The organism is uncultured Senegalimassilia sp. (assembly GCF_934630535.1).
Taxonomy (GTDB): domain Bacteria; phylum Actinomycetota; class Coriobacteriia; order Coriobacteriales; family Eggerthellaceae; genus Senegalimassilia.
Window position 1 is genome coordinate 1 of record NZ_CAKTVU010000003.1, and the last position, 14,820, is coordinate 14,820.

Consider the following 14,820-nt stretch of genomic DNA (forward strand, 5'->3'; position numbering starts at 1 on the left):
ATCCAGGAGCTCATCAACAACCTGGCTCAGGAGCACGGCGGCACTTCCGTGTTCACCGGCGTTGGCGAGCGTACCCGCGAGGGTACCGACCTGTACCTGGAGATGAGCGATTCCGGCGTTATCAACAAGACCTGCTTGGTCTACGGCCAGATGAATGAGCCTCCGGGAGCTCGTCTGCGCGTCGGCCTGGCTGGTCTGACCGAGGCCGAGTACTTCCGTGATCAGGGCCAGGACGTTCTGCTGTTCGTGGACAACATCTTCCGCTTCACGCAGGCCGGTTCCGAGGTGTCCGCACTGCTCGGCCGTATGCCGTCCGCCGTTGGTTACCAGCCTACGCTGGCTACCGAGATGGGCGACCTGCAGGAGCGCATTACGTCCACGTCCACGGGTTCCATCACGTCCGTGCAGGCAGTTTACGTGCCCGCCGACGACCTGACCGACCCCGCTCCGGCTACGACGTTCACGCACCTGGACGCTAAGACCGTTCTGTCCCGTTCCATCGCCGAGCTGGGCATCTACCCGGCCGTCGACCCGCTGGAGTCCACCTCCCGCGCTCTGGATCCCGCAATCGTGGGCGAGGAGCACTACCGTGTGGCCACCGGCATCCAGGAGCTGCTGCAGAACTATAAGGACCTGCAGGACATCATCGCCATCCTTGGTATGGACGAGCTGTCCGAGGAGCAGAAGCTCACGGTTTCCCGTGCGCGTAAGGCTCAGCAGTTCTTCGGCCAGTGCTTCCACGTGGCAACGCAGTTCACCGGCCTGCCCGGCAAGTACGTCAAGATGGAGGACACCGTGCGCTCCTTCGCCGCTATCCTTGATGGCGAGTGCGACGAGATCCCCGAGCAGTGCTTCCGCCTGAAGGGCGGCATCGACGACGTCTACGCTGCTTACGAGGAAATGAAGAAGGAAGAAGCGTAGTATGGCTAGCTTCAAGTGCGACATCGTCACGCCTGCCGAGAAGCTTGCAGCTTGCGAGGTTGAAATGGTCGTCGTTCCGGGCGTCGAGGGCGAGATGGGCTTTCTGGCCGGTCACGCTCCGCTGGTGTCCGTGCTGGCCGATGGCGAGATCCGCCTGACGCCTGCAGGGGGCGGCGCCGTGCAGCGCTACGAAGTCAAGGGCGGCTACGTGCAGGTTACCGACGACAAGGTGATCATCCTTGCCGATAGCGCAACGCCTGTTGCTGCATAGCCTGGGTGTTGGCTTGAACATCTGAACCCGCGGCCGCTGGTGCGACTGCTGGCAACGCGACGGTCGTATCCATCGGCTGTTCACCTTAAACGGCCCCTGCCGAAAGGCGGGGGCCGTTTTGCGTATAGTCTCATGAAACCCCGTGCGAAATCCATCGTTTGTTCGAACACACGTGCGTTAAAGGCTGCTATGATGGGGAACCGGAAAACCCTGCTTCGGTGATCTGCCCATTGGCCTTACCGAAGCGCAGCACATCAGCTTGCGAGAAGATTCGAGGCGCATCCATGGCGTTCGTTCATTTGCATAACCATACCGAATATTCATTGCTCGACGGCCTGACGCATATCAAAGATATGGTCCGTCGCGCTGCGGAGCTTGACATGCCCGCGGTGGCGATCAGCGATCATGGCGTTATGTCGGGCGTTCCCGAGCTGTGCGATGCGTGCGCAGCCATTGAGAAGGAAACCGGCAAGAAGGTTAAGCCGATTTACGGCTGCGAAGTATACTTCACCACCGATGAGGAGCTTCGCAAGGATGTAAAGCCCAAGCTTTACCACTTGCTGTTGCTGGCGAAAACCAACGAGGGTTATCACAACCTGTTGAACCTGGTCAGCGAGTCTCATGTCGATAACTTCTACTACAAGCCGCGAACCACGTTCAGCATGCTGCAGAAATATGGCAAGGGCATCATCGGCTCGTCTGCCTGCATCGCGGGCATCATCCCGAAGCTGCTGGATAACCGCCAGTTCGATGAAGCGGTGGAGTGGGCAAACAAGTTCGCCAGCTGCTTCGAACCGGGCGACTTTTACATCGAGTTGCAAAACCAGGGCATCCGCACCGATGGCGGCCTTACGCAAACGGAGCTGAATCACCAGCTTACCGAGGTTGCGCATCGTGCAGGCCTGAAGACCATCGCAACGAACGACTTCCATTACCTGTTGCAGGAAGATGCGAAGGCGCAGGACATCATGCTGTGCATCGGCACGGGTTCGGCCGTCAACGACACGAACCGCATGAAGTTCGAGAACGACCAGTTCTATATGAAAACGGAAGAGGAGATGCGCGAGGCGCTTCGCGATTTCCCCGAGGCGTGCGACACCACGGTTGAAGTTGCCGAGAAATGCAACGTCATCCTTGAGCGCGATTCCATTCTGCCGAAGTTCCCGCTTCCTGAAGGCGAGACGGACGAGAGCTGGTTCCGTCATCAGGTGCTCGAGGGAATGAAGAAGCGCTATGGCGACCCTATTCCCAAAGAGCCGCTTGACCGCGCCGAATACGAGATGAGCGTCATCATTCAGCAGGGCTTCCCCGCGTACTTCCTGATCGTGCAGGAATATCTGGATTGGGCGCGAAGCCAGGGCATCGGCGTTGGGCCGGGTCGTGGTTCCGCTGCAGGTTCCATCGTCGCATATGCCATGGGCATCACCGACTTGGAGCCGCTTTCAAACGGCTTGCTGTTCGAGCGATTCCTTTCCCCGGAACGCGTGGAGATGCCCGATATCGACTGCGACTTCGAGGATGAACGTCGTCAGGAGGTTATCGAGCATATTCGCGAGGTGTACGGCGCCGACCATGTTACGGGCGTTATCACGTTCGGCAAGCTGCAGGCGAAGAACGCCGTGCGCGATGCCGCGCGCGTGCTTGATTATCCTTACAGTGTAGGCGACAAGATCTGCAAGATGATCGGCGATGAACTGGGCATCACCATTCAGAAGGCACTGGACACGAACCCCGATTTGAAGAAGGCCTACGACACCGAAGAGGACGTCAAGGCGGTCGTGGATGCGGCGCAGTCCATCGAGGGCCACGTGCGCGGCGAGGGCGTGCATGCATGCGCGACCATCATCTGCCGAGACCCTATGGCCGACCATGTGCCGGTCAAGCGCGATACCAAGGGCGGCGGCATCATCACGCAGTACGACGGTCATTACACGCCTGACCTGGGCCTGTTGAAGATGGACTTCCTTGGCTTGCGAACGTTGGGCGTGCTCTCGCGCGCGTGCCGCAACGTGGAGATGACCACGGGCCGCAAGATCATTCCCGAGGAGATCCCCACCGACGATGAGGCGGCGTTCGCGCTTATGCGCTCGGGCAACATGGACGGCCTGTTTCAGGTTGAGGGTGGCCTGTACGTCAGCTTGTTCGCGCGCCTGCCACCGAAGAGGTTCAGCGACATCGTGGCTTCGATCGCCCTGAATCGCCCGGGTCCGCTGGAGTCCGGCATGGTCGACGACTATGTCAAGGTGGCAAGTGGCAAGACTCCTGTGCATTACTACGATGAACGCCTGCGCCCGGTGCTTGAGGAAACCTACGGCACCATGGTGTACCAGGAGCAGATCATGCAGGTGTCCATGGTTATGAGCGGCTTCTCCGCTGGCAAGGCAGACAAGCTGCGCAAGGCAATGGGCAAGAAGAAGCTCGACATCATGCGCATGCTGCAGGAGGACTGGAACAACGGCGCGGTCGAGAACGGGTACTCGCTTGAGATCGCGAAGAAGATCTGGGACGACGCGGAGAAGTTCGCAAAGTACGCGTTCAACAAATCGCATTCGGCTGCGTACTCGATCCTGGTTATGCGCACGGCGTACCTGAAGGCGCATTACCCGAACGAGTACATGGCCGCAGTGCTGTCCAGCTACATGGGCAACACCGATCGCTTGATTCGCTACATCTCCAGCTGCAACCACAACGGCACGCCCGTGCTGCCGCCTGATATCAATTCATCGAACGCCGAGTTCACCCCTGTCGAAAACGGTATCCGTTTCGGCCTGGTCGGCGTGCGCGGCGTCGGGCGAAACGTTGCCGACGAGATCATCGAAGAGCGCGAGAAGAACGGACCGTTCACCAGTTTGCACGACTTCGTGAACCGCGTCGATGCGAAGTGCTACAACCGAAAGACGCTCGAAGCCCTTATCAAGGGCGGTGCGTTCGATTCGACGGGGTACACGCGAAAGCAGCTCATGTACTTCATCGAGGAGACGCCGCTTCTAGAAGGTGCGGCAAAGCGTCAGAAGGACCGCGATCGCGGTCAGGTGAGCATGTTCGACTTGCTCGCGGACGATGAGGATTCGGGCTTCCAGGAAGACGTGCCTGCTCCTGATGGAGTGGAGTGGCCGAAGCGCCAGCTGCTGACGTACGAGAAGGAGATCATGAAGATCTACGTCTCGGACCATCCGCTCACGCCGTACGAGAACTACATCTCGCGCATCACGAAGTGGCAGCTGGGTGATTTGGCCGAGCGCACGAAGGAAATCAAGTCCGCGGTGTTCGTGGGCATGGTGTCCAACGTGGTGACGAAGCTGACGAAGCGCGGCACGAAGATGGCCACGTTCGACCTGGAGGACACCACGGGTCACGTGGAGTGCATCTGCTTCAAGTACGAGGAGAACGCAGAGGCGATCCAAGAGGACGCCATCGTCAAGATCAAGGGCAAGTTCGAGCATTCCGATCGCGGCAACCAGATTATGGTGTTCGAGACGGAAACGCTAGAGTTGAACGAAGAGGATGCAAAGCCTCGCCAGCTGCGCTTGAGCGTGCCTATGTCGGATTTCGACCAATCGAAGTCCATGCGCTTGAGCCGCATTCTGAAATCGTATCCGGGGCGCGATGGCGTGGTGCTGTTCGTGAAGCAAAGCGATGGGCATAAGTTCCGGGCGGAGCTTCCGGTTACGGTGGACGCGGAAAGCCCTATCATGCGCAGCGAGTTGACGGATTTGTTCGGCTATAACGTGCTTACGGCATAGCGGCTGGGCTGCTTGGTATTGGATATCCCATGGGACCCAGATGTGAATCCGGGTCCTGTTTCTTATGCCGGCAGTTGTCGCGTATCATGGACCGCATGGATAAAACGATTGGACACAACAAGCAAGCGTTGCAAGCCGAAGGCGCGGCGGCGCAGGCGGAAGGCGCAGTGGCGCAATCGCAAGGTGCGGTGACGCCGACGCAAGCCGAAGGCGCAACGGTATACGCCGATGCCGCACGGGCGAGCGACGCTGCAGGCTTCAACCGCGAGGATGCCGAGCGAACCTTGTCGTTAACGGTTTCCTATAATGGCGGCCCGTTTTGCGGGTTTGCACGTCAGCCCGGCAAACTAACCGTTCAAGGTGAGCTTGAGCAGGCGCTTTCCCTGGTGATGCGCCGGCCGGTGGAAGTGGTGTGCTCGGGCCGTACCGACGCGGGCGTGCATGCGCTTGGCCAGGTGGTGAGCTTCAATGTTTCCGTCGATGAGCTTGAGAGCCGCAGCTTGCATAGCCTGCGTCGCAGCTTGAACGCGTTAACGCATGAGGACATCGCGGTGCGCAAGGTCGAGGAGCGCGAGCCGGGCTTCAGCGCTCGGTTCGATGCGCAGTGGCGCGAATACCACTACCATATCTGCCTGGATGACACGCCGCCCCTGTTCATGCGCGATTTCAGCTGGTTCGTGCATGCCGACCTGGATATATCGGCAATGCAGCAGGCTGCTCGTTATCTGGAAGGCGAGCACGATTTCAAAAGCTTTTGCATGGCGGCCAGCGCCGTGGGCAAGCCTACGTGTCGCAACGTGCATGAGATCTCGCTTTCGCGCGAGACCATCATGGGCGAGGAGGTGCTGACCATCAAGGTGGTGGGCAATGCGTTTTTGCACTCCATGGTGCGTACCATCGTGGGCACGCTGGTCATGGTGGGTCGCGGCTTGCGTAAGCCCGAATGGGTACGTGAGGTGCTTGAAGCTCGCGACCGAACCGCGGCGGGGGAGAACGCCCCCGCGGGCGGGCTGGTGTTTTGGAAGGTGCAGTACTGATGGCGGGCAAGCAGGAAGACAAGCGCCCCGGGCGCAAGGCGGAAAGAAAGCGTCATCTTGCAAAGTTCACCCATCTGTACGAAAGCCGCGACAAGCGCTTGTGCGTGTTCGAGGATGAGCACGGCCACCTGACAAGCGTTCGAACGTCGCGTTTGGCGTGACGAAGGGTTCTTCTCTAATCGTCCTATCAACTAAGAAGCCCCTTGCAGCCTGATGGGTTGCAAGGGGCTTCGACGTTACGGCGCTGCGTCAGCTAGCGCGTTTTCGGCTTTTCCGGCACCGTTTTGTCCACGAAGTAGATCTTGTACCACATGAGGAACATGTAGACGATCCAGATCTTGCGGCTACGGTCGGCACCGGCCTTGTGCTCGTCGAGCAACCGCACCAGCTCGTCGGCATTGAAGAACTCACGCGCGATGTCGCTGGTGAACCATTCCTTCACCTGGTTGTAGTAGCGGTCCTGGCGTAGCCAGTTCACCACGGGGACGGGGAAGCCAAGCTTCTCCTTCTGCGCCCAGTCCTTCGGGATGGCGCGTTCGGACGCCTCGCGCAGCGTGAGTTTGGTTTGCGTTTCGTTGGCCTTGAGCGGGGTGGGGATGGTTGCCGACACGTCGAACACGCGGCGATCCAAGAACGGCACGCGGGACTCCAGCGAATGGGCCATGGACATCTTGTCCGTTTTCAGCAGGATGTCGCCGACCAGCCAGAAGTACAGGTCGACATACTGCATGCGCGTGGTCTCGTCCAGGTCCTTGACCTCGGCGTATACCGGCGCGGTGAGCTGCTGGGGGGTGGGGGCGTTGCAGCCGCCGCGCAGCAGCTGGGCGCGCTCCTCCACGGTGAAGGCGACGCCGTTGGCGTTGGTGTAGTACCAATCCTCGGGCGTTTCGCTGGCGCGCTCAAGATAGTTCGCGCCGCGGATGCCCAGCTTGCGCATGACGCCGGAAGCGCCGCGCAGCAGACCCTTCGGGGCCCAGGACAGCTTGGCGTTGGAGAACGGCGTTTGGTAGATGCGGTAGCCGCCGAAGAACTCGTCGGCGCCTTCGCCGGAAAGCACGGCCTTGACCTGCGTTGCGGCGATCTGGTCCACGAAGTACAGCGCCACAGCCGAAGGGTCGGCCGAAGGCTCGTCCATGTGCCACTGCACGCGGGGCAGGCTTTCCCAGTACTCGTCCTCCCCGATGTACTTGTTGGTATTGGCGATGTGCAGCTCGTCGGCAAGCTCGTGGGCCCACGAGATCTCGTCGCGCATCATGCCGCCGGCGCCTTCGGCGTTGTTGGCGGCGGCGTTCTTGTAGCAATCGAAGCCCACGGTGAACGTTTTGATGTCGGGGTTTTCCTTCGCCAGGCACGCCGCCATGTAGCTGGAGTCGATGCCCGAGGACAGGAAGCTGCCGACCTCGACGTCGGCCACGTTGTGGTAGCGGACGCTGTCGCGCACGGCTTCGTCGATGGCCTCGACGGTATCTTGGCGGCTGCGCTGCGCATCGAAGTTGTACTCGGGGCGCCAGTAGCGGCGCTCGGTGATGGAGCCATCGGCGTGCACGGTCATGCAGTGCGCGGGAGCCAGCTTGAAGATGCCCTTGAAGAAGGTTTCGGGAAGGGCGCTGAACTGGAAGCACAGGTATTGCTCGAGCGCTTCACGGTTGAGCTCGCGCGTGTAGTCCGGATGCTCGAGGATGCACTTGATCTCGGACGCGAAGATGAAGCGGCCGTTTTGCTGCGTGTAGTAAAACGGCTTGATGCCGAAGAAGTCGCGGGCGCAGAACAGCTCGCGCGAGTCGCGGTCCCAGATGGCGAACGCGAACATGCCGCGCAGGCGGTCAAGCACGCCCTCGCCCCATGCCAGATAGCCCGTGAGCAGGACTTCGGTGTCGGAGTTGGTTTGGAACTGCCAGCCCTGCGCTTCAAGCTCGGCGCGCAGGTCGCGGTAGTTGTAGATCTCGCCGTTGAACACGATGGCGTAGCGGCCCTTGGCGGCAGCCTGCTCGGGCGTGCCGCACGGGGTGCCGTCAAGATGCAGTGCCGGCGAGGTGATGGCAGCGGCGTGCTCGCCCGTGGAGCGCACCATGGGCTGGTTGCCGTTGGCAAGGTCGATGAGCGAAAGGCGGCGATGGCCCAAGGCGATGCCGCTTTCGACGTCGATGTACTGGCCTTCGCCGTCGGGCCCGCGATGGGCCATGACGTCGCACATGGCTTTCAGGGTGGGCAGGCTTGCATCATCAGCCTGCGTGAATCCGCAGATACCGCACATGGTGAGGCATCCCTCCAATCATATATAAAGGTAAGGTTCATCATAACGAATGGGGCGGACGGTGGCACGCCTCCCGCGAAAAGCGCAGATTTTCCAACGCGCGGCGCCAGGCGGGACGACGCTCGGTCCGGCGCATGCTACACTGCGGGGAAAGAACGGCCTGTGCGGAAGACCCTGCGCTGATAGGGCGTTGGAGCTTGCGGGTGGAAGGATCCTTTGCGGCGCTTGAGCGGGGTGCGTTTCGTCTGCAAGCGTGGCGGGCGTCGCATGTTCGCCTGCGGCGCGGCGACAGCGTGCTCGCCCATGGCTTTTGAAACGATGGAAGGGAAGGGAGCAGCTTATGAAGGTGCATGTGGAGTTGGATGGCGGCTTGCTGGCGGATAGGTTCGGGAAGTATGCGTCCGAGCCGGACCGCCTGGAGGGCTTTCCCGTGCGTTCGTTCCCTATCGAGATAAGCGATGTGCCGCAGGAAGCGCGGACGCTTGCCCTGGCGTTCATCGACTTCGACGCCATCCCCGTGGGCGGCTTCTGCTGGATCCACTGGACGGCGTGCGACCTGCCGGCAACCACGACGCTCATCCCCGAGGATGCCAGCCGTACGGGCGCGGTCGCCATGGTGCAGGGGCGCAACAGCAACTGGTCGCCTATGGCGCATGGCAGCGACAACCCGCAGGTGCATTCCCGTTACTGCGGCCCTCAGCCGCCTGATGCCACGCATAGCTACACGTTGAACGTGTACGCGCTTGATTGCGAGCTGGGGTTGCCGGAAGGCTTCTATCTCAACGAGCTGCGCCGCGCGATGGACGGCCATGTGCTCGACCAGGTGTCCGTGGAGCTGCCGAGCCGCGCGTAGGAGGGTGCGGTGCACGGCCCTTTATGTTCGCTTCGTTAGGGAGATTCTTACAGGAATGAAACGGATTCTGTGGTTTGGCGCTATGCGGAGTAGCGCCGCAGGTGGGGTGTTTTACAATGACGGGTACGCAATAGAGCGCCTGTCGTCTTGACGCTTGGGCGCGGGCGGTCTGCCGTGAGGCTGGCCGCCCGCGCTTGTTTTCGAGATGGCGCTGCGAGGTTTTCGATTCGCGCTCGATAGCGCTGGCAATGGAAGAGGTACCGCTTGCTATGAAAAACGTTCTGCACGTGCTCGGCCGCGATCTGCTGCGCCTTTTGAAGGCGCCGGCCGCCCTGGTGGTGGTCGTGGTGCTGGTCGTGCTGCCGTCGACGTACACGTGGTTCAACGTCATCGGCTTTTGGAACCCCTATGACAACACGGGCAATATGCGCGTGTGCGTGGTCAACGAAGACGCCGGGTCCGAGAACGACTTGATGGGCCAGATGAACCTGGGCGATCAAATCGTGGACACGTTGCATGAGAATAACCAGCTGAAATGGGAGTTCACCGATTACGATGATGCGATGCGCAAAGTGGAGTCAGGCGAGGTGTACGCGGCGTTCGTCATCCCCGAGGACTTCACCGCCAATCTGTTCACCATCGTGACCGGCGATTTCCAGCAGCCTAACCTGCAGTATTACGTTAACGAGAAGATGAACCCTGTGTCGCCGAAGGTGACGGATGCGGGTTCCTCCACCCTTGACGAGACCATCAACGGCCAGTTCGTCTCAACGGTCAGCTCGGTGGTGGCGGACACGCTCAACGACAAGATCGCCGAAGCGGAGCAGAGCCTTGGCGCAGCGCAGAGCAACTCGGCCGCGCAGCTTTCGCGCGCCGTTGATTCCATTTCCGATGCGCGCACGACCGTAAGCGGGCTGGCTGCCTCCACCGAAGAGGCCCGCCAAAAGGCGCAATCGGCGAAAGGCCAGCTTGAGCAGGCCCGCGTCGATGCTCAGACCGTGCAAGACCAGCTGCAGCAGGTGAGCGACCTTTCCCTGACGTTGCAAAACAGCCTGGGCACGTTTACTTCGGTTGCCATGCCCGGCATGTCGAACACGAACCTGGTGTTGTCGCAGATCGCCTCGCAGGCGGCCGGGTCGATAACCGATGCGTCCAACGCCATATCAAGCGCGCAGGGCACGGTGGATGCCGCGGCCGATCGCGCCCAGGGCGTGCTGGACATGAACACCGCCGTCATCGAGCAGCTGCAGATCGTGCACGACCAGATGCCCGATTCCGACCCCAACAAGGAGCAGCTGCGGATGGTCATCGATTCCCTGACTTCCCGCAACGCCGAGCTGCAGCGCGACCTTGACGACCTGAAGATGCTCAGCGGCGATGTGGACGACACGGCAGCCAGCGTCGCAGCTGCCGCCAATACCATCAACGCCGCGGCGCAAAGCGCCATCACCGCTTCCGGCGTGTATCAGCAGCAGCTGTTCGGAAGCGCCTTGCCGCAGGTGAGCAACGGCATTTCCCAGGTAGGCATCGCCGCTGCCGGCTTGAAGGGGGCCATCTCCAATCAAAGCTATCTGATCGATGAGACCTCGAGCGTGATCGATCAGCTGTCGGGGACGCTGCGCGTGGCAAGCGATGCTATGGCTCAAACCGACGTCTTGTTGTCAAGCCTTGAGGGGACCATGCGCCAGGCGCGCAACGACGTGTCTCTGCTCGGGACGTCTTCGGCGATATCGGACCTGATCGATAACGGGCGCATCGACCCCGAGAAGATCGCGGAGTTCATGCAGGCTCCCACGCAGGTGACCACCGAGAAGCTGTATCCGCTCAACGCCTACGGTTCGGCAATGGCCCCGCTGTTCATCAGCCTGAGCCTGTGGATCGGCACGTTGATGCTGTGCGTCATCTTGAAGCTGGAGGTCGACAAGGAGGGCGTGCCCGGCTTGACGGTGGTGCAGGGCTATATCGGCCGATGGCTGTTCTTCGCTTTGCTGGTGACCCTGCAGGCCGTGGTGTGCGTGACGGGCTGCCTGTTCATCGGCGTGCAAGCTGCATCGGTGCCGGCGTTTTTCGCAACGGCGATCTTGCTGTCGCTTTCCTATCTGTGCATCACGTACACGCTGTCATCGTCGTTCCAGCATATCGGCATCGGCCTGTGCATCATCATGGTGTTCGTCCAGATCCCGGGCGGCACGGGCTTGTACCCGGTGGAGATGACCGACGCCTTCTTCCGGACGGTGTACCCTATGTTCCCGTTCACCTACGGCATCAACGCCTTGCGCGAGGCCATCGGCGGCTTCTACGGCACGCAGTGGCTTGGTTATTGCGGGGTGCTTCTGCTCATCGCGTTGTCCATGACGCTTGTGGGCCTGTTTGTGCGGCCGCATCTGACCAACCTCAATCGTCTGGTGGCGAAGGAGATCAAGCAAAGCGACCTGCTCAACGTCGAGGAGGCTCTGGTGCCTGAGCGCCGTTACCGCATAGGGCAGCTTATCCGGGCGCTGTCGGACCATGATGAGTTCCACGCCGAGGTGCGGCAGCGGGCCGATGCCTTCCTGAGGCATTACCCTCGCCTGAAGCGCGGTACGTTCATCCTGGGCATTGCGGTGCCGGTGGTTTTCACGCTGGTGTTCGCCGTGACCACCACTGAGAAGGTGGTCACGTTGACGGCGTGGCTGATCTGGCTGGTCATCCTTACCGGCTTTTTGCTGGGCTTGGAGATGGTGCGCGACAACATCCAGCGTCAGGCATCCATCGACGGCATGAGCGAAGACGAGCTGCGCGGGCATTTGGCCGATCGGGGCAAGAAGATGGTCAACGAATTGGTGCCTGCCGCCATGTCGACGGCACGCGTGTCGGTTCCCGTCGACCGCTCCGCCCGCGCGACGGGCGTGTCCGTGCCGCTGCCGCCCGTTGGCGTGACCGTCGACGATATGACCGATCTGCCTGTCTCGGCGCCTGGCGACGATGATGCTGGGCGGGGTGCTGCTCGCAAGCCGAAGGGCACCTCGAGCAAGGTTTCATCGCTTATGGATTTGGCGGCGAAGGGCAAGCCTGCGTATTTCGATGGGCCGTTTCTGACCGACGAGGAGGCCCATGGCGAAAAGAGCAAGGGCGATGAGGAGCTGCTGGAGGTCGAGACGCTCGTTCTTGAGTTGAGCGCTGACGATTTGGAATCCCTCGCGCAGCGCAAGGCCGAGCGCGGCAAGCACGGCAAGAAGCACAAGAAGCATGATAAGAAGCACAAGAAGAAGGGCGATTCGAAGAAGGGGGGCGGCCATGCGTAACGTGTTCAAGCTGTTCTCCTACGATATCAAGCACCTGTTCGGGAACACGGTGACGTTGGTCATCGTCTTGGGCTTGGTGTTCCTGCCGTCCATTTTCACGTGGTACAACGTCATCGCGTGTTGGAACGTGTTCGACAACACGGGCAACCTGAAGGTGGCCGTCGCCAATTCCGACGAGGGGTATCAAAGCGATCTGCTGCCCACGAAGATCAACGTGGGCGATAGCGTGGAGTCGGCGTTGCGCGCCAACGACCAGCTTGATTGGGTGTTCACCAACGAGGAGGACGCCATCGACGGGGCGCGCTCGGGCAAATACTATGCGGCCGTGGTCATCCCGCAAAGTTTCAGCTCCGACATGATGAGCTTCTACTCCGACGATGCCGAGCATCCCGAGCTTATCTATTACGAGAACGAGAAGAAGAACGCCGTGGCGCCGCGCGTGACCGATCAGGCGTCCAATAAGGTTGCCGCTCAAGTGAACACCACGTTCGCTGAGACCATTTCCGATGTGGCCCTAGGACTGATCGATACCTTGGGAACGGTGGCGGATGATACCGATGCGGCGGGGCGGGTGGCCAAGCTTTCGGGCACCATATCCTCTTCTGCGGACCAGATGCGCACCGCGGCCGACGTGCTCGATTCGTATGCGAACCTGGCGGGAACGGCGCAGGCGTTGGTGGGAAGCTCCACTCAGCTTCTGGGCGATGCGCAAAGCGCGGTGAAGGACGCTAAGCAGCAGGCATCGGGGGCGAAAAGCGGTGCGGACACCATTGGCGATGCGCTGTCGACGTCGGTGTCGTCCTTGTCCGATGCCCTGGCTCAATGTTCCGACGGCTTCAACCAAGTGCCCGCCGCCATCGATGAGGTGTATGCGCAGGTTGATACCGATAAGGCGCACGCCGCGCAAGGACTTCGCGACCAGGCGGCTGATGTGGACGCCCAGATCGAGCGCTACCAGCAGCTCGTCGAGGTGCTCGAATCCTTGAAGCCGCAGGTAGATGAGCAATATCGCCCGGCGGTCGATGCCGTGATATCGCAGCTGAACACGTCCATATCATCGCTTGAGAAGCTGCGCGACAGCTTGACCTCGGCGGCGGATAAGATAGTCTCCGGCAACGATCCGGAGTCCGCGTCCCGAGCCGATATCCAGGCGAAGCTCGATGAGGCGAAGGCGAACGCCGACAAGCTGAAGAACGACTACGAGAACAACCTGAAACCGGGCCTTGAGAGCTTGGCGGGCTCGGTGGCGCAGGCGGCTCAATCGCTTTCGGCGCGTGCTTCGCAGCTTTCCGGCGTGGGCGATGATTTGAACGGCGCGGCGTCCTCGGTAACGGCGGATTTGGCGCACGCGCAAAGCGCCATCCGTGCCATGTCCGATGAGCTGCGCGGGTCCGCCGATAAGATGTCGGCGTTGTCTCAGCGCGTCAATGAGGCGTTGGCCAGCGGAAACATCGATCAGCTGAAGCAGATCATCGGCTCAGATCCCGAGGCGCTTGCCAAGGCCGTGTCCGCTCCTGTAGGGGTGGAGCGCATCGCCGTGTTCCCGGTGGAGGACTTCGGCTCGGCCATGGCGCCGTTGTACACCACCTTGGCGCTGTGGGTAGGGTCGCTGTTGATCATGGTGTTGCTGAATCCGGTTCCCTCCGAACGCGCCAAGCGCGAGGCAGATCTGGTCGAGCCCAGGTCCTGGCAGCTGTTCTTCGGGCGATATGGCGGACCGTTCGTGCTCGCGTTCATGCAATCGACGGTGGTATGCCTGGGCAACATGCTGTTCGTGGGCGTCCAGGTTGCCGATCCGCTGCTGTATCTGCTGTGTTTCTGGACGGCGGGCTTCGTGTTCAGCTTCATTATCTACACGCTGGTGTCGCTGTTCGCCAACCTCGGCAAGGCGCTGGCCGTGCTGCTGCTCATCATCTACGTGACCGGTGGCGGTGGCAGCTTCCCCTTGCAGCTGCTGCCCGGCTTCTTCCAGGCAGCCAACCCGTTTTTGCCGGCGACGCACGTCATCAACGCCATGCGCGCGGCGAGCATGGGCGTGTACCAGAACGATTTCTGGGTGCAGATCGGCATAACGCTTTGCTTCATCGTGCCGTTCGTGATCATGGGCATCCTGCGGCCGGTGCTATCGCGCTTCACGTATTGGTTTGTGGAGCAGGTGGAGAAATCGAAGGTGGTCGCTTAATCAGCGGCCGTCTGAGAGGCCGATTTCTTCAGGGCGCGGTCCGGTTTCGGGCTGCGCCCTTTTCGCGCATGCGGGCGTATCCGGCCCGTTCGGCGGTTCGCCTTGCCTTGCGACGGGGTTCCGATCGCGGGTCAGCGGCCCGTCGCGCGTTGCATGGAGTATAATGATGAGCAGGTTCAACACGGTGCGTTACCTGCTTGAACGACGGCAACGTAACGGTTGGGTCCGAAAGCAAGGCGCCAAGGGGCAAGCCTTGCGTATCCGGCGGTTATCCG

9 protein-coding genes are annotated in these 14,820 nt (G+C 61.0%); 8 read left to right on the plus strand and 1 reads right to left on the minus strand.

What is annotated here, in order from left to right; translation table 11 throughout:
• The 5 genes from atpD to Q0D52_RS02610 all read left to right on the plus strand — a co-directional run.
• Positions 1 to 921, plus strand: a 921-nt coding sequence (gene atpD / locus Q0D52_RS02590; protein WP_294379970.1) for a F0F1 ATP synthase subunit beta, incomplete at its 5' end; no start/stop codon positions are given.
• A gap of 1 nt (position 922) precedes the next feature.
• Positions 923 to 1,192 carry an ATP synthase F1 subunit epsilon gene (gene atpC / locus Q0D52_RS02595; protein WP_294360248.1) on the plus strand — a complete coding sequence of 90 codons (270 nt, stop codon included), beginning with the start codon at positions 923 to 925 and terminating at the stop codon, positions 1,190 to 1,192.
• 284 nt (positions 1,193 to 1,476) lie between these two features.
• Entirely contained in the window at positions 1,477 to 4,935 is a 3,459-nt protein-coding gene (gene dnaE, locus Q0D52_RS02600) for a DNA polymerase III subunit alpha (protein ID WP_294379971.1), read from the plus strand.
• Between the two features lie 95 nt (positions 4,936 to 5,030).
• A complete protein-coding gene (gene truA / locus Q0D52_RS02605) occupies positions 5,031 to 5,972 on the plus strand; it encodes a tRNA pseudouridine(38-40) synthase TruA (RefSeq protein WP_294379972.1) in 942 nt (313 codons plus the stop codon).
• Positions 5,972 to 6,133 (plus strand): hypothetical protein, encoded by a 162-nt coding sequence (locus Q0D52_RS02610; RefSeq protein WP_294379973.1) that lies wholly within the window; start codon positions 5,972 to 5,974, stop codon positions 6,131 to 6,133. The genes truA and Q0D52_RS02610 overlap by 1 nt, the downstream gene beginning before the upstream one ends.
• A gap of 92 nt (positions 6,134 to 6,225) precedes the next feature.
• Here the strand turns inward: Q0D52_RS02610 and asnB are convergent, their stop codons facing one another.
• Positions 6,226 to 8,226 carry an asparagine synthase (glutamine-hydrolyzing) gene (asnB, locus tag Q0D52_RS02615; protein ID WP_294379974.1) on the minus strand — a complete coding sequence of 667 codons (2,001 nt, stop codon included), beginning with the start codon at positions 8,224 to 8,226 and terminating at the stop codon, positions 6,226 to 6,228.
• 340 nt (positions 8,227 to 8,566) lie between these two features.
• On the opposite strand from asnB, the gene Q0D52_RS02620 reads away from it, so the two are divergent.
• The 3 genes from Q0D52_RS02620 (at position 8,567) to Q0D52_RS02630 (ending at position 14,545) form a co-directional block, all read left to right on the plus strand.
• Positions 8,567 to 9,079: a YbhB/YbcL family Raf kinase inhibitor-like protein gene (locus tag Q0D52_RS02620; protein ID WP_294379975.1), complete on the plus strand. Its 513-nt coding sequence runs from the start codon at positions 8,567 to 8,569 to the stop codon at positions 9,077 to 9,079.
• 269 nt (positions 9,080 to 9,348) lie between these two features.
• Positions 9,349 to 12,363: a YhgE/Pip domain-containing protein gene (locus Q0D52_RS02625; protein ID WP_294379976.1), complete on the plus strand. Its 3,015-nt coding sequence runs from the start codon at positions 9,349 to 9,351 to the stop codon at positions 12,361 to 12,363.
• Positions 12,356 to 14,545, plus strand: coding sequence for a YhgE/Pip domain-containing protein (locus Q0D52_RS02630; protein WP_294379977.1), 2,190 nt, complete (start codon positions 12,356 to 12,358; stop codon positions 14,543 to 14,545). Before Q0D52_RS02625 ends, Q0D52_RS02630 begins: the two co-directional genes overlap by 8 nt.
• Positions 14,546 to 14,820 lie beyond the last annotated feature (275 nt).